We start from the raw sequence: 15,005 nt of genomic DNA, 5'->3' as shown, positions 1-15,005 counted from the left end.
ATACCTCCTCATTAAGCCTTTCTATACCAACCGTATACATACCAACTGTCATATGTTTTTCCGGAAGCGTATGCCCCGTTTTTAACATAATATGAACTGCTGCCACTAATTTCATTAAATGGAGCATTTGTTCCACTACTACCTGAAACAACACCAATCGGATAACCCTGAGATGGCCGATTATGATTAGGTTCATATGGCAGTCCACTGATATGGTGACAGGCATAACTGCTGGTTGTCAGTATCATAGCCTCAACGAAAACAATATTTCCAACTCTATAATAATTTCCCATAGCCGCTGCAATTGACGTTCTAATCTCATTACTTGTTGTGTTAAATAATCTAGGCGTCCACTGTCCTTCTTCATAACTCATTCCGGCATCACCTTTTTCTCCCTTTTCACCTTGGTCGCCTTTCTCACCACGAGATGGTTTTCCAGTATCCAAAGTATCTAAATACCAATTTCCATTATCACCTATCGTCGGCGTAATTCCATTCTCGCCATCTTCCCCCGGCTCCCCCTTTAACTCTCCGCTATTTAATTTCTTTACCATATTGTCTGCAATCTCTTTTGCTTCCTTTGCCATCTTTACAGTTTCCTGCACTTGACTAAATTTCTTTTCTGTCTCCGATGTCATATTATCGGTCTCTATATTGTTCAATACATAACTTAGATTTTCTATCAAACGAATGATCCAGGAATTTAATTTCTGAATGTTTTTTTCGTCAATTCCATCCAGTTGTATTGGATCAAACTGTAACGTAGCCATTAGTATCCCCCCTGTTCTAAAACTTTAGAAATGCTATAAATTCTTGCATCTCCCTTACCTCTTAACCGTATCCTCATATGGTCGCATCGAATCGGGAATATCGGCACCTCAAAACTTCGCATCGTTACAAAAGAAGGTGTGTCTCTACGACTCTCTTCATATTTAGACTCCATATGTGCAGCCTCCTCCCATACTCCACAAGAATCATACATTACATCTACATCTAATTCTGAATCTAACGGCAAAGACAACCTCAAACATATTTTTGATATATACTTGTTATTGGGATAGCTTATCCCTATCAAGCCGGTTTCCGCACTCCACTCAAGTATTGTTTCCAGTCCTTCCTCTGTCGTGTAATCCCTTGATGTAATCTCCATTACTTTTCTATCATTCATATAAAGCAAAGACCCATCCAGGTTTACGAATTTATCCATACTGCATAAAGATTTCTCATCCTCTTTGTGCCACATTCCTTTGCTCGAATCATACACAAGTGTCTCGTAACGAGTCGTGCGTATATTTTTCCCGTGCATATAGTATTTTGCCCCCAGTGCACCTGCCCTTACCTTTTCGTAGCGTTCTCCACCTAATGCTGCACTAATTGATACCGGAGTACTTCCGTCATACGCACACACATCCTCGCGTGATTTGTAATACAATATTTCATTCACAAGTACCAGACTTTCCGAACATCCCTTTTGCACACCACGGCATCGCTGCGTATTAATCTGATAATTTGCCGGATAAGAACCGTATACCTTATGAATGCAATCCTCTTTGAAAAACAAAACTTGTCCGCCGTATGCTGTACATCCGGTAAATTCTCCATCACTGCCGACCGTTGCCGCATATGAATCTGCCGCAGTACCCAGATAAGAATACCAATTTGTCATATCTCCCTGCTTACAGCAGTAAATTTCATGTTTCTCCGAAGAACACCCCCATATACGGTTATCACTTTCACACACATAATCCATATCCGGAACACTACGCTTCAATGTAATTACCCCAGTTTGTGTTGTATTATTGGTAAGCAGAGCCGTTACAATGATGAAATCATCCTTTTTATCCCAGATTGCCATATCCTGATTAAACGTATCAGAAATGCTTCCCGTCACACCCTCAATCTTCACTACGTCATATTTTTCAAACGGCTTTCCTATGCCGGGGTTTGATATTTTAGTATAGCTTGTAGCCACTGCCGTCCACTGGTTTTCAGATTCACTCCACAACTTCAATGCATTTGGTGTTGTCCCCGTATCCATCCAGTAAATGGCACCATTAGAGCATGTAGTTATCTTTGTCCAGGTAGTCGTATACTTTTTAATCACATGCGGTGTCGATGATGTATCCAGCCACAAATCGTCTGCCTTCGGTGATTGAGGTGCCACTGTTCCAATAGACGGTGCCTTTGTAATAGGGGTAATATCTGCCCCATCCAGCGTACACATGGAAAATGTTACCGTTCCTGCCGTTGCCTTTGATGCCTCCATATCTTTAAGCGTCTTGTCATTTGTATTAAATATCTTTTTGTCCGGCCAAATAGCCACATACGCCCCCATACCACACATTACTTTGGGATTTTTCGCAAGCTGACCAATAATCTGCCAATCGTTCATTTCTTTGTCTGTATATAATAAGTTGCCATCCTCCACAAGCAAAATTCCGTTTTTCGCATACATTCCATAGATTTCTCCGGTACGAAACAACATTTTCCTCTTTCTTCTGGGTGCCAGTGCCGGGTAATAATCGGATGTCATGTTCTTCTCCATATAAAATTCATTTTCCCCACAATTCATGGTATGGTTGTACCCGCCAAAAGCAGATATCATATCCCTTGTTGTTTCCATTTCTGTAGCTGGTGTTATTGTCAAGGTTACACCCCCGTTCTTTTTGGCTGCATTGGCATATGATTCCGAATATACCAGTTCTTAAAATCCTGATACCCATTACTGAATACCGCAATCTGGTTATTGTACATTCCCATATCACGGTTATAAAAATCGATTTGAGCCATCAAATAATCAACGTACACTTTCGCGTAGGTATCCGGTATTAATAGGTCTTCATTCATATGTTCTTCATCATATCCATCAAATACAACGTCCACATTTTCTTCATACCTGCTAATTACCTCATCATAAACTTGTCCATCAAGCATCGATAACCATTCAATTTTTTCCATGTCCGAAAATCGGTTTGGTCTTAACCGGTCTGCTTTTTCAATTGCTTCCTGCACTCTCAACTTTCTCACCTCAACCTAAAAAAAGCGGGGAAGGTCACTGCTTCCCCGCAACTTTCCTCTTATCAGGGGAATTAATTGCTTTCATTTTTGGCTACTAACTCAGAAATCTTTGTTTCTGTCTCCTCGTCTGCTTTTTCAGAATTACGCAATACCTCAGCCACATAATATGGCACCTCAACTTCCACTCCGCGCTGAATGCGGAATGTAGTTCCATTTACAACTACGGTAACGTCTTCCGAATATTTATCCTTGTCTTTAAACAATTTAATCTTAACCAAACGCGTAATATCGTCCTTTTTTGCTGTTGCCATGATTCTTCCTCCTTTTTCAAATGGGTTCCCCTCGAAAAGAGAACCCATCCTCTTAGTTTGCTGTTACTGTGCCGGCTTTAAAACCACACGACTCAATACGAATCATGTACTGTTCCACCAGACGCTCTGCCGTCTTAATAGCTTTCCAGCCAACCGTTGAACGCTGATTCAACGGGTCTTCTCCCGAACCCAGCTGTTTGACAATATGCTGTAATCCGCCACCTTCTACTTCAGTTACACCGTAGGCGTGTGCTGCAATTACCATTGTGCAGTAAACCGCCAAACCTTCCGGACAGGTTTCGTCTTTCAGAATTTTGGCTTCTGAATTTTCTACGAAACGAATATTTCCAATGCGTCCGATTTCACCCTTCCACATCTTATCCGGTGTCGTGTACTTATTCCATTCCTCAAATCCCTTTGATGTTTTCACATCATAAGCAGCGTTCGGATGAATAACACATACAAAGGCATCCTCTATTGTTTCCGCGTTTACACTTCCAAGATAGGCTGCTGCCTGCAAAAAGATATCTACATTCAATTTGCAGGTTCCATCCAATGTCTTTCTTGTAAGGACCTCTGTGCCGTCCGATTTAGGTGCATACATTACATTGGTGCCACCGCTAATTACATCACGCGTAATGGTATCTAATGTACGTCCAGCCTGCGAACCACTTAACTTTGTAGCCTGCACCACATTGTTATCAATTGCTGTGAGTTCCAGCACATCCGTAAGAGTGATATAATCACCGTACTGCTGTACCTCGGATTTAACCGTGGTCACCTTCATCTTACTACCATCCGGTGTCACGCCTTCCTGCAAAGGTTTCGTGTTCTTCGGTAACGAATCATACTTTCTAAATTCGATTACCTTACCACCGTTTTTCGGAATTGGATATTTATCACCAAACTGGTCAAACACCAATTTTGGCTCTGCCATCGTAATCAGAGATTTTTCATAAAACTCTTTCATCTCGGCAGTCATTCCCGAGTCGCCTGTTGTATTTGGATTTAAATTCCCTGCAAACATCTGTAAAGACATTCGTTTTTCCAATTTTCTTGCTTTGTTCATTTTACTTACCTCCATTCTGCACATCGGTCAGAATGTAATTTTCTCACCGCGTGCGGCTCTTTTTGATAACTCATCGATATCTTTTGCTGTCAACTTGCTTATGTCAATTTTCTGCTCTACGGGCTTTGAAGAAGTATTTGTTCCATTCTCAGCCGGACGCAAGCCTTTCGCGCGAATACCATCCGTCACGCGCTCCGCTGTTTTAGCTGATGCCATCTGCATAGCTCCTCGCATGATTTCATCGTGATGCGCAACTTCGTACGCCGTTCTTACATCAATGCCATTCTGCAGCAACTGTAGGAAGTCTTTATTCTCAACCTCCTCATCAAAGCTAAAATTCGGATAAATTTCCTTTAATGCGTCTGCCTCTGACATCCACTTGCTATACGTTTCATCTGCCTGACGAATTCTCTGCGTTTCCTCAGCCGCTCGTCTGAATTCTTCATTCTGTTTTTCCAAACGATAGAATTCACGATACTGTTCCGTGGACATTCCCTTTGCCATGGCACGCTCTTCGAACATGGAATCATCCTCTTCCAATGCCCTTAACATGTCATCCGCATCTGCGGTCTTGTCCAATCCATAGCGCTGTGCCACAAAATCAAGGACTTTCTGCGATGATGATAACCGCTCTTCCATTTCCTTGGTCTGCTTAAATCTGTCGTTAATCACCTTCTGAACACTCTGGTTATATTCATCTTTGAACTCCCCTTTAATCATGTTCTTCCACTTGGTTCCTCTGTCCTCTGTACTTTCCTCACCGGTGTCTGTCTGTACCTGGACAGTCTGCTGGTCGTTCTGACCCTCTAAGCCAGTCTCAACTTCTGCGCCTCCTGCTTCTCCTGTGCCCTCTGCAAACAACTGCAAATAAATTTTGTTTTTCATAGGTTTCATTCCTCCATCGTCTTTCCGAAGTGTCGCTATCATCGTCTTTCCGAAGTGTCGTTTCCATCGTCTTTCCGAAGTGCCAGTGGTTTTCACATCACTACCATATCACGGTTTAAATTTCGTTTACCCCCAAACTCCCATGGTTTTTGAAATTAAAATTTTTATGTACTCCGGATACTGTTCCTCCAGAGCAAGCAAAGCATCTACAACCATACCAAACACAATGTTCGCTCGTAACTTACTTCTGTACGCCGTGTGAATCATAGCAAGTCCACTCTTGACTTCTACCTGCTGCCCCGGATACATTTCTTCATGATTTTCAATTTCGTTTGCCAGCATACCAACAATTACGGATACTGCAGCACATACAATATCCTTTCCATGTTCCGCGTATCCTGCATGTCCCACTACATTCAATTCAAATTTTTCTTTTGACCACTCAATTTGTATACTTAACATACTAATACTCCTATACACTCGCCATACTGCTTGCCTGCTCTTTTGCTCCATCCAAACGCTCACTCTTTGTCATGGCTCCACCTAAGGAATCATTTTTCATTGTCTGTTTAGAATCCTGCCCCGGAGGATTTGGGTCACCACCATTTACGACCTCCTGACCCTGCATTCCAGTCATCTGCATCAATTGCTGTACCTGCTGCTGCAGTGCCATCAACTGCTGGTACATGGTTCCATTATCCTGTATTTTCATAATAATTTTTTCTTTGCCCTCAAACTCCATCATATCAAGGCATGCCAACGATGCATCCGCATTGCCGGGAGCGAAAAAGCCTTTATCATAAAACTGGAGAGCGAGTTCGTTCTGCGCCATTCGTGAGTAAGTTGATTTCTTGGCCGCCGATACAGTAACGTCAAAGATAGGCAGTCTCTCTCCTACTTCAACGCCCATCTCTTCTCCACCTTCCTGCGGAATCATGCCACCATTATCAAAGGTCGCAAATTGCTGTTCTCCTTTTTCGCCCAGTATGCGAAATTTACGTGGTTCATCATAAAACTGACGTATCAGTTCAATAACCATGTAACATTCTTCCATATATGCCCGATAGGTTCCTCGAATCATATCACGCGACAACTTACTTCCTGCCTCCTGCAAGGCGGCAATTGCCGTAGCAGCAGTAACACCACTTTGTGTACTTCCCTGCGAGAAGTCACGGTTACCTGATGTTTCTTTCAATTCGTTTATCTTTTCCTCTTTTACGTTGATACACTGTGTTGGCGGAACTACTGATTGCATTGGTTGAATATCATCCGGATTTCCGGTGTAGTGTACAACTTCCTTAGTCCAGTCGTTAAATTCATCCTCATTGATTCCTCCCGTGTCTTTTGAAAGGTATCTGGCTTTGCTTGCCTTGATAGCAGAATCCAATATTACCTGGTCTAATTTGTCAATATAAAGCTGTGGGTCTTTCATGATATCTATGTAACCAAATCCCACTGGTGTCCCCTCTTCCGGGAACATAACATCAAACACATACGGATACATCCCATGGTCATAATATCCTCTTTCTACATACTCCGGGTCATTTTCGGATGCATACAGAATCTTGTCATTTACGAATTTGCAGTAATGCAGTATATCCTTTGTTCCATTGTCTTTTTTGTAGTACCAATCTACAACATACGATTTCTCCGAAGTGTCGACATTTTCCGCGTTGATATATTTAGTTAGTACGATGTCACTTCCCGTCAAATCAATATCCGGATAACGCTGTTTTAAAATTTCGTTATCCATCAATTCCACATGGAAAAGGTTTGCAGATTCCTGAATCTTGTTAATACCCGGTTCCCAAAACAAATTCAGTATATCTATTTTGGCAATGTTAATATCACCAACGCCATTATTCTTACGCGAATCCCACACAATCTTCTTTACACTTGCTCCCTGCTTCAACTTGTACCATGCACAATCGTTATATGTTTCTTCATACCGGTTATATTCAAGCACTACCGGCAATATAGACGTCAGTGTTCTTGCCGTTTGTTCATCCGATGATTCACGTGCCAACACAGTAGGTTCCGGGAAGTTGTCCATCATATCCGCATGCTTGTTATTAATCGAGTTGTGTAGCCATGCGGATACCGGCTCTGTCATCCCCTTAGACTTTTTCTTCTCCTCGGATTCAATAATTCGCCAATGTCGTAATTTCCACCATTCTTCATTGGCTCTAATTTTTCGGTCAAGCAAGTCTTTTCCCTCTTTGTATTTCTTTAGCGTTTCAACAGCTTTTCTCACATCGTCCTCGGTTAAATTTGTGAGTTTCTCTTTCTCATACTGTTTTCTCTCCTCTTGTGTATTTGGTTCCCCGGCACTCCCATCTAATTCCATCTGCGGTGTCGATTTTTCGACACTTTCATGGGTTTCTGAAATAGGTTCCTCCTGCTGCCCTTGTTTCTCTTTTCTTGGTTCTTCTACATCCTGCTTTTTCTTTTGATAGGCAAATAACTGTAATTTCATTCTTGTCCTCCTAAATCATATAAAATTCAAATCTCTTGGCATCTTCACTTTGCTGCTTACATCTCTGATTCAATGGATCATCACCAATATGGTCACGTTCTAGCACATTTTTACGCGGTGATATCGGATTATCCATGAGCACATAACGACACTCGTCATAAATATGGTCTTCCTGGGTTGTATCAATATCCTCAACATCACTTTCACTGTACACTAATGCAGGTATGGTCCGGATAAAATGCTTGCATGTGTTAAACACTTGAAACATCGTATCTCCCTCTTCGTCAAATGCCATCCGGTAATGATATTGCATCTTTCCGGCAAGTCTTGCATTATCGCCCGGACTAAAGAGAATGTTGTTTGGGTGTTTCTCCATCATTTCTGCAATGGATTCACCACGTGAGCAATCCCATATGGACGGGTCTGCGATACCTATTATCTTTCTGCCTTTGAGGTTTGGGTCCTCATTTTCAATTTCCCTAATGTGTTTTGCCTGCTGGGTTGGGTCTAACTCCAGTCCCACATTGGGTTCACCGGTGCACCCATAATACTCGCGGATTCGATAAATCTTTCCGTTTTCATCTGCCGCATACCATCCAACGCTAAAAGGTTTGGCGAACCCATAATCATATCCACGCCATATACGCCAATAGGATGGTATTCTGAACGGCTCTATAACGTGAGTCCACTTTCTGTCCTTATAGTGTTCCGGGTCATTTCTCCACTCTTTGAATACCTGACCGGAAAAGCTATCCCATGAGCCGTATAACAACGCCTTACGCTCTGCCTCCGGCAACATGGCAAGATTGTCCAGATAATAGGGGTCGTTTTCCAGCAATTTCTTGTTATCAAATACCGATGATGGGATAAAGATTCTCTTTCGTTTCACCTGAATCTTTTTTCCGTCCGGATCAAGAATTGTCCGTTCTTCCGTGATTGGCGTTTCCGGCGGTGCCGCTGTAATAAACCGGTCTTTCACCCATGCATGGCCAACACCGCCCGGATTGGCAGTTGCTCTCATGTACACACGTGTTCCTGGTCCACTTGGACGATTACGTGAGAACATATAGGAGTACTCTTCCCACGTAAAATGTGTTAATTCATCAAAGCCAATGAAATCATACGCAAGTCCCTGATAATTCAAGCGGTCTTTTGTGTGCTGCATGGTACCAAAAAAGATTTTCGCCCCAGATGGAAATGTCCACTTCTTATCCGTGACATTGTATTTTGCCTGCGGCACCACCGCTTTATACAATTCGTTGGAACGCAATATCAACTCTTGAAGTTGAGGATATGTCTTACGAAAGATGATACCTTTATAGTTTGGCACCTTAATCTGTCGCATTGCTTCACACAACATAGCATCTGACTTTCCACCTCCTGCTGCCCCGCCATACAGACATTCGTACTCCGGACGACTCATAAATGCACTCTGGCGTGGCTGTGGCGACCAAACAATTTTACTCATCCTCTGCCTCCTTAACCGGAGTAAGTATCATTACACCTACACCATCCTCTTCGGTCTCAATCTTATTCTCAACCTTTTCACGCCACTTGTCCGGTTTACGGTTTTTCAGCCAAAACACTTGTGCTCCCAGTTCCGGCGGATAATAAACTTCCTGGTCTACCATCACTACCTCTTCGCGCTCACACTTACGTTTTCCGTTTTCATAATCCACTTTTTTCACCTTAAACGGCTTTTTCTCAATCCTAGTAAAACCAACCGCTTTTTTGAACAATTCATTCTCTACTTGTGCGTCTGAAACTTCCCTCCCTTTTTTTAGGCGTTCAGAAAGTTCAGAATGTTCTTGCATGTATTTGTATAATGTTGTTTTGCTAATCCCCAGTTTTTCGGCTATTTGCGACATTACAAGACCGTCTCTTGTCCATCCCTCAATCAATTCCAAATAGGGTTCAACTTTTACGCTATATTGACTTTTTGCCATATCTGATACCCCCTTTTGGTCAGAATAACAAAATCTTTGCTATCTTTCCCCCCTAGTTCCCATACAAAAAGGCACCTGCCATTGACAGATGCCTCTCTCTTCCATTATTTTATTTTGTAAAATCCACTAATGTACCACGAAGCTGGGGTTGTTCCAGCTTTATAATCGTTATTATACAGCTCATTTTCTGTACCACTTTCACTTATTTTGTTTAACGAAGATACCTTAAAATTCTCCCCATTTATTACTGCTACCGGACATAACATGGTTGGTCTATCTGAATTCGGTGCAAATGGCAGTCCGCCTATTTTATAACAAGCATAATTACTTGATGTTATTATCATTCCCTCAATCCACACATAATCACCATGCCGGATATAAGAACCATATTGAGCTAATACTGTATTGGTTGGTGCAACTGTACTAGGTGTAACATATAGAACCGGCGTCCACGTTCCCCTCTGTTCTAATTCTTCCAATGCCGTTATACGACGATTAGTAGATAAGTCGCTCTCTATGTATTCCATATGCACTACTTCAACTACGTCTTCCGCATTGCTCTCACATATCAATACAGGCATTCCTTTTCCTGATTCAACTCTTAATATAACATCATTCTCCGCATTATCCACCGGATACAACCGCTCTACGGATACACCATAATCTTCGTTGACATCTTTCTGCACATGCCATACATAAACTTTCTGATTTGTCGTTGCATATATGGCATATTGTACTCCTTGATACGGATAACTGCTATCAATAAATGGTGCTAATGAGCTTGAACGGGTATCTCCTTTTTCTTGAATTTTGAAATAGCTGCTTTCTAAAACTTTTTCCACGCGCATGGTGCCGGCAAACTGCAATACCACTTGATTTTTCCATGTACTGCTTTGTCCTTCAAAAGCCCCCACTTTTGTATCTACCCAGCCTTGTCCGTCATAATACTGGAACAGTCCATCATGTATACGCAATCCATGTGCCCCGTCACCGGAATGTGTTTCATGCAAACAATGCTCATGCATGGTGTCATTTACAATTTCTTTGTAGTTTTCAACTGCTGCCTCGTATTCATTCACCTTAGCCACCATCTCTTTCAATGTATCCTGCATTTTCTGATAAATCGAAAGATAATCCGAACCGCCTTGGTACCTTACGGATTCCTCAACACGAACCACGCAAATATCTGTTGTTATCCTGTCTGTCTTAGCTCCCGCATAGCATCCAACAGTAAAATATTCCTGCATCATCACTTTGTATGGCACTTCACATTTGCCATCTTCAATCAGAACCGGATAATTTTTTCCATTTGCCGTAAATACCGCTATTTGAATCAATCCATCCCATTCTGTTGGCAGGGAAAACTTTGCCTGCACATACTCTCTCGTATTTCCAACTAAATCCGAAATTGCTTCTGTGCATTCAATATGCTGACCAGTTACTTCAAAACTTATCGTTCTCATCTTCTCAACTCCTTTTTCTTTTAAGCATATCAATCATTCCTTCTGATTTCTCCCCTAGTTCCCATAACTTTCATCCAGCATCTTACCATGCTTGCACCTTTCACAATTTTTATAGCAATGCTTTTCTTGAAAATCGAATTTATCCTGCTCCGTCCGGAATCGTGTGCCGCATATAGTATGTTCTTCTAATCCCTCACACGTTATCATCTTTTCACTTTCCCGGATATAGTACGCGCACTCTGTCCGGTATATTCCCGGACCATAGTATCCTGCCATTCACTCACTCCTGTCCTGCTGCCCTTATTCTGTTTTATCTCCCTCCTGCAAAAGCAAGAGGGAGACTTCTTTTACCATTTACCTTGAAATGTTCTTTCCAATATTGTTTTCTGTTCCATCAAATCTTCGTCCTTATCCCAGCCTCTTGGAAATAATCCGATTAACGATGTATTGTTTCGCCATAATAGTATTTTTCCAGACTCCTCTATCCTATATGGTCCTTCAACCTCCATGTCATCTGATGTTTTCGCACTTTCATCTATCATGTTGTACAATCCTTCATTGATTGGTGTCAATTCAGAGCCATTTGTTAGAAGTCTGCTAATTACCCCAAACTTCGGTTCCTCAATAAGAAGATTCGTTTCTTCCAGATATTCGTCCGGTTCTTTTTCGGCTAAAAGAATCTTCATCTCGTCTGGTACCAACTGCTGCCGTGATTCATTTTTATGTATTCGAACATATTCATCCCGTGGCAAATCTCCAATAAGTTCAACAAGAGCCGCTTTTTCAGCATTGGGGAAAAATTGTTCTTGAACGGCCACAAACCAATAGCCCCCAACAATGTAATACACTTTTGCTTTTTCACTGTGTCCGACACTCAAATTGTCATTTTTATAGGCTTCCTTTAAAAGTTTCTTAAATATACTCGTTTTGATAAACATAATTCATAACCTCCTTTATTCATCGATATAGGTTGCCGCCATGTCGGCAAGATGCAAATATACAGCCAATTTTGACCGTTCGTATGCCGCGTTTATATCCCGGCTTCCACCTCTGACGGCATCGTCGAATGCTCCCATATGCCACCGGATGGCAAGGATTTCTTCATCGGTCAAATTCATAAAACGCTGAATGAGGAAAATAGATTTTTCGCCATGCCCTGCTGGGAAAGCATTTTTGTTATACTCATATGTTTCTTTTCCATCTGTTTCCTGCTTTATGTAGTTGTCTAGTTTACATACATCATGAAGCAATCCGGCAATAGCAAGTGTTTCTTTCGTATAATCTCGTAGTATCTCTCTTCTCATCAGGCGATTCATGACATTTACCGAGTGTTCCACCAAACCACCTTCGTAACTTCCGTGATACTTTGTACTTGCCGGGGCTTCTAAGAATCCATTGTTGACAAGATAACTTAAAAGTTTATCTGCCCCTCTTCTTTTGATGTACTTTTTGTATAATTTTACAAATTCATTCTGCATTTTACCATCCTTTCTTAAATCTTCCAGAAGTAAGTTAATAACCCATGTTTTTTTTGCGCAATTACTCTAACAGACATATTAAAAATGAATTTTAACATGAGGAGGTGTGAAGCCATGAAACAAGCAATAAAAACTTGGCTTACAAAATCGGAAGATTTTTATTTTTTGCATATACGAAAATATGTAAAAAATCCAACAATTGAATGCATTACATATTTTTTATACGCATTAGCTACTACAAATCCATTTGTTGATATCCAAATTCAATGGGTTTTAACTTTAGTTATTAATCTTCCGTAATTTCTTTATTAGGTTACACGGTAACGAACAAAATTCGTTATCGTGTAACCTTTTACTTTACCACTCCGGTTCCACATCAGGTGCCTTTGGCATATAGCCATCCTCAATCTCAATTTTTCGCAATGCATATCGCATGCTTATTTCTTTATCATCCCATGCATACGCATAGCCATCTGGAGCAAATGTACTCTTACATTTTCGATTACAGCGGTCTATAATCGTTTGATAACTCATGTAATTCTTTCTTGCCGCTTCCCGCGCTGACAAGTACACTTCTACCACTTCACCATTACAATCTATTTTTGCAACTGGTTGTCGGCGGCTCTTTGCCCCCGTGCGTTTTCCCAGTTCACGTTTGCTTATGTATGAAATATTCTGTATATGGTTTTCATATTGACATCCGTTTTTGTGGTATGCCACATGTCCCGGCGGCGGAACTCCTAGAAATGTTTTCGCAATCAACTGCATCACAATTTCTTCTCTGCTCTTTCCATCCCTGGTTAATTTAACAATCATCCTTTGGCTTCCACTCATATGCTTGTGATATGGTCTTAGCAAGCGTGTTTTTCCTGATGGATACACACGCCGAATATTTCCCTCTGTATCCGCTTGATACTTTCCATCATAACCGGGAATGTCCTTCCATGATTCTTTCATGTGCCGCTTTCCTCCTCATAAAACTCGTGACTTCCGTCAACCACCTTTTCTTCCTCCTCATCCTCAAACGACCAGCCATACAACCGAAGTACCTTATAGCCATCCATTAGAGCTTGACCGTTTTCTTTTTTATAGGTTCCGTCATATTTAATCAACTCAGTTCCATCCATCGCTGCGTTGAGAAGCACTAACATCTGATGGAGTATGCTCAATTTAGCCGCTTTTTCGGATACTTTCTTTCTTTCCTCCTCTGTGCATTCATAAAGCGGTTTCCTGGCAAAGAAGTAGCTAAGCCGTGACGGATAAAGACACGACTGATTCAACACAAGCGCACTCCACAATGCATCCTTCACCTTTTCCTCATCCTTTATCGGAGCAATTCTTCCCTCAACAATATCCATCACAAAGAGCCTGCGGCGTTCATCTAACTTTTTCAGAACATCTTTCATGTATTTCCTATTTTCTTTTTTCTCTTTTTCCTTCTGTTCTGCCGGTGTCAGTTTTTTCTTCACTGCCTTTTTCTTCCTAACAATCCTAACTTCATAGCCGACATCGTAATAATAAAGTTTTTCATCCTTCTTATTTTTTAACCGGATACTCTCCGGCACCTCGTCATTCATTCGGAAACTCTTTACCTTCTCCCATTTATTTCCGTATTGTTCCCTTGCATACTGTTTCGGAGCTTCAACCACGCCCAATTCTTTCAGCATTTTAACTATGGCATCAATTTTCTTCTGTCTCTCTTTTTCCCGTATGTACGACTGAACTTTGGCAACTAAATTACGATTGTCTGTTGCTTCACGGAGAATCTTATTCCGTTCTTCCACATCCTTAATACGTTCCAGTTCATAGAGGTCTTTCAGGGACAGTTGAAAATTCTTATCCTGCTCTTTGTTTTTCAGCTCGTCCTGGTCCAGTTTGGCAATGTTCAATCGGTGTTTAATTGTCGTTTTGCTAAAGCCAGTTTTATCTGCAATAGTATCTTCCGTCTCGCCCAAATCGATCATCATCTGAAATCCCTGCGCCTGCTCCCACACCGTCAGGTCTTCACGCTGCATATTTTCTTCCAGCATGATAGAAACCTGCTCTTTTTTGGATATCTTGCTAACAATCTTACAAGGAACCTTCTCAATACCTGCCAGTTTGGCTGCTGCCAATCGTCTATGTCCGATTATTACATGAAAATCACTGGATAAAGATTCTGTATCAGCGTCCGGCTGTTCCTCCGGTTCTTCTGTCAAAGCTGGCAGAGGAATTACGGTCAAATTCTGCATAACGCCCTGCTTCTTGATTGATTCTGCAAGTTCCGTTACATCCCCGACATCTTTTCTCGGATTATCCGGATGCGGGTAAATGTTAGCTACGTTTATCATTACAATTTCTTTCCTGTTCTGCATTGTCT

At 41.5% G+C, this 15,005-nt stretch carries 17 protein-coding genes; 1 reads left to right on the top strand and 16 read right to left on the bottom strand.

Annotation, left to right across the window (positions count from 1 at the left end; translation table 11 throughout):
- Positions 1-11 precede the first annotated feature (11 nt).
- The 14 genes from DW005_RS09425 to DW005_RS09360 all read right to left on the bottom strand — a co-directional run bounded on the left by DW005_RS09425 (position 12) and on the right by DW005_RS09360 (position 12,646).
- The gene (locus DW005_RS09425) at positions 12-770 is read right to left on the bottom strand and encodes a hypothetical protein (protein ID WP_117479100.1); all 759 of its coding nucleotides are present in this window, start codon (positions 768-770) and stop codon (positions 12-14) included.
- Positions 770-2,647 (bottom strand): hypothetical protein, encoded by a 1,878-nt coding sequence (locus tag DW005_RS09420; protein WP_117479099.1) that lies wholly within the window; start codon positions 2,645-2,647, stop codon positions 770-772. The genes DW005_RS09425 and DW005_RS09420 overlap by 1 nt, the downstream gene beginning before the upstream one ends.
- Positions 2,648-2,649: 2 nt before the next feature.
- On the bottom strand, positions 2,650-3,018 hold the full coding sequence (locus DW005_RS09415) for a hypothetical protein (RefSeq protein WP_022376326.1): 369 nt from the start codon (positions 3,016-3,018) through the stop codon (positions 2,650-2,652).
- A gap of 71 nt (positions 3,019-3,089) precedes the next feature.
- Positions 3,090-3,329, bottom strand: coding sequence for a hypothetical protein (locus DW005_RS09410; protein ID WP_117479097.1), 240 nt, complete (start codon positions 3,327-3,329; stop codon positions 3,090-3,092).
- A gap of 52 nt (positions 3,330-3,381) precedes the next feature.
- Positions 3,382-4,398, bottom strand: coding sequence for a N4-gp56 family major capsid protein (locus tag DW005_RS09405; RefSeq protein WP_117479096.1), 1,017 nt, complete (start codon positions 4,396-4,398; stop codon positions 3,382-3,384).
- A gap of 27 nt (positions 4,399-4,425) precedes the next feature.
- The gene (locus tag DW005_RS09400; protein ID WP_117479095.1) at positions 4,426-5,283 is read right to left on the bottom strand and encodes a hypothetical protein; all 858 of its coding nucleotides are present in this window, start codon (positions 5,281-5,283) and stop codon (positions 4,426-4,428) included.
- A gap of 126 nt (positions 5,284-5,409) precedes the next feature.
- Entirely contained in the window at positions 5,410-5,745 is a 336-nt protein-coding gene (locus tag DW005_RS09395) for a ribosomal-processing cysteine protease Prp (protein ID WP_022377600.1), read from the bottom strand.
- Between the two features lie 10 nt (positions 5,746-5,755).
- Positions 5,756-7,759 carry a hypothetical protein gene (locus tag DW005_RS09390; RefSeq protein ID WP_181975010.1) on the bottom strand — a complete coding sequence of 668 codons (2,004 nt, stop codon included), beginning with the start codon at positions 7,757-7,759 and terminating at the stop codon, positions 5,756-5,758.
- A 10-nt stretch (positions 7,760-7,769) separates the two neighbouring features.
- Positions 7,770-9,227, bottom strand: coding sequence for a terminase family protein (locus DW005_RS09385; RefSeq protein WP_117479093.1), 1,458 nt, complete (start codon positions 9,225-9,227; stop codon positions 7,770-7,772).
- Positions 9,220-9,705 (bottom strand): transposase, encoded by a 486-nt coding sequence (locus DW005_RS09380; protein WP_117479092.1) that lies wholly within the window; start codon positions 9,703-9,705, stop codon positions 9,220-9,222. The genes DW005_RS09385 and DW005_RS09380 overlap by 8 nt, the downstream gene beginning before the upstream one ends.
- Before the next feature lie 104 nt (positions 9,706-9,809).
- Positions 9,810-11,168: a hypothetical protein gene (locus DW005_RS09375; protein ID WP_117479091.1), complete on the bottom strand. Its 1,359-nt coding sequence runs from the start codon at positions 11,166-11,168 to the stop codon at positions 9,810-9,812.
- Between the two features lie 54 nt (positions 11,169-11,222).
- Positions 11,223-11,444, bottom strand: a complete 222-nt coding sequence (locus DW005_RS09370; protein ID WP_022377403.1) for a hypothetical protein — start codon at positions 11,442-11,444, stop codon at positions 11,223-11,225.
- A gap of 71 nt (positions 11,445-11,515) precedes the next feature.
- Positions 11,516-12,106 (bottom strand): hypothetical protein, encoded by a 591-nt coding sequence (locus DW005_RS09365; RefSeq protein ID WP_117479090.1) that lies wholly within the window; start codon positions 12,104-12,106, stop codon positions 11,516-11,518.
- Positions 12,107-12,121: 15 nt separating this feature from the next.
- Positions 12,122-12,646 (bottom strand): HD domain-containing protein, encoded by a 525-nt coding sequence (locus tag DW005_RS09360; protein ID WP_117479089.1) that lies wholly within the window; start codon positions 12,644-12,646, stop codon positions 12,122-12,124.
- Positions 12,647-12,760: 114 nt separating this feature from the next.
- Here DW005_RS09360 and DW005_RS09355 point away from each other — a divergent pair, with 114 nt between their 5' ends.
- Positions 12,761-12,946 carry a hypothetical protein gene (locus DW005_RS09355; protein ID WP_117479088.1) on the top strand — a complete coding sequence of 62 codons (186 nt, stop codon included), beginning with the start codon at positions 12,761-12,763 and terminating at the stop codon, positions 12,944-12,946.
- Between the two features lie 57 nt (positions 12,947-13,003).
- On the opposite strand, the gene DW005_RS09350 is transcribed toward DW005_RS09355, so the two are convergent.
- A complete protein-coding gene (locus DW005_RS09350) occupies positions 13,004-13,603 on the bottom strand; it encodes an NUMOD4 domain-containing protein (protein ID WP_117479087.1) in 600 nt (199 codons plus the stop codon).
- A complete protein-coding gene (locus DW005_RS09345; protein ID WP_242989414.1) occupies positions 13,600-15,000 on the bottom strand; it encodes a ParB/RepB/Spo0J family partition protein in 1,401 nt (466 codons plus the stop codon). The genes DW005_RS09350 and DW005_RS09345 overlap by 4 nt, the downstream gene beginning before the upstream one ends.
- Positions 15,001-15,005 lie beyond the last annotated feature (5 nt).

Source organism: Clostridium sp. AF36-4 (assembly GCF_003435975.1).
Lineage (GTDB): Bacteria > Bacillota > Clostridia > Lachnospirales > Lachnospiraceae > Eubacterium_F.
This window is presented reverse-complemented; position numbering and strand designations above follow the sequence as displayed.

Coding starts and splice junctions, on each gene's coding strand:
- DW005_RS09425 (WP_117479100.1), bottom strand. CDS start 770: ATGGCTACGTTACAGTTTGATCCAATACAACTGGATGGAATTGACGAA.
- DW005_RS09410 (WP_117479097.1), bottom strand. CDS start 3,329: ATGGCAACAGCAAAAAAGGACGATATTACGCGTTTGGTTAAGATTAAA.
- DW005_RS09405 (WP_117479096.1), bottom strand. CDS start 4,398: ATGAACAAAGCAAGAAAATTGGAAAAACGAATGTCTTTACAGATGTTT.
- DW005_RS09400 (WP_117479095.1), bottom strand. CDS start 5,283: ATGAAAAACAAAATTTATTTGCAGTTGTTTGCAGAGGGCACAGGAGAA.
- DW005_RS09395 (WP_022377600.1), bottom strand. CDS start 5,745: ATGTTAAGTATACAAATTGAGTGGTCAAAAGAAAAATTTGAATTGAAT.
- DW005_RS09390 (WP_181975010.1), bottom strand. CDS start 7,759: ATGAAATTACAGTTATTTGCCTATCAAAAGAAAAAGCAGGATGTAGAA.
- DW005_RS09385 (WP_117479093.1), bottom strand. CDS start 9,227: ATGAGTAAAATTGTTTGGTCGCCACAGCCACGCCAGAGTGCATTTATG.
- DW005_RS09380 (WP_117479092.1), bottom strand. CDS start 9,705: ATGGCAAAAAGTCAATATAGCGTAAAAGTTGAACCCTATTTGGAATTG.
- DW005_RS09375 (WP_117479091.1), bottom strand. CDS start 11,168: ATGAGAACGATAAGTTTTGAAGTAACTGGTCAGCATATTGAATGCACA.
- DW005_RS09370 (WP_022377403.1), bottom strand. CDS start 11,444: ATGGCAGGATACTATGGTCCGGGAATATACCGGACAGAGTGCGCGTAC.
- DW005_RS09365 (WP_117479090.1), bottom strand. CDS start 12,106: ATGTTTATCAAAACGAGTATATTTAAGAAACTTTTAAAGGAAGCCTAT.
- DW005_RS09360 (WP_117479089.1), bottom strand. CDS start 12,646: ATGCAGAATGAATTTGTAAAATTATACAAAAAGTACATCAAAAGAAGA.
- DW005_RS09355 (WP_117479088.1), top strand. CDS start 12,761: ATGAAACAAGCAATAAAAACTTGGCTTACAAAATCGGAAGATTTTTAT.
- DW005_RS09350 (WP_117479087.1), bottom strand. CDS start 13,603: ATGAAAGAATCATGGAAGGACATTCCCGGTTATGATGGAAAGTATCAA.
- DW005_RS09345 (WP_242989414.1), bottom strand. CDS start 15,000: ATGCAGAACAGGAAAGAAATTGTAATGATAAACGTAGCTAACATTTAC.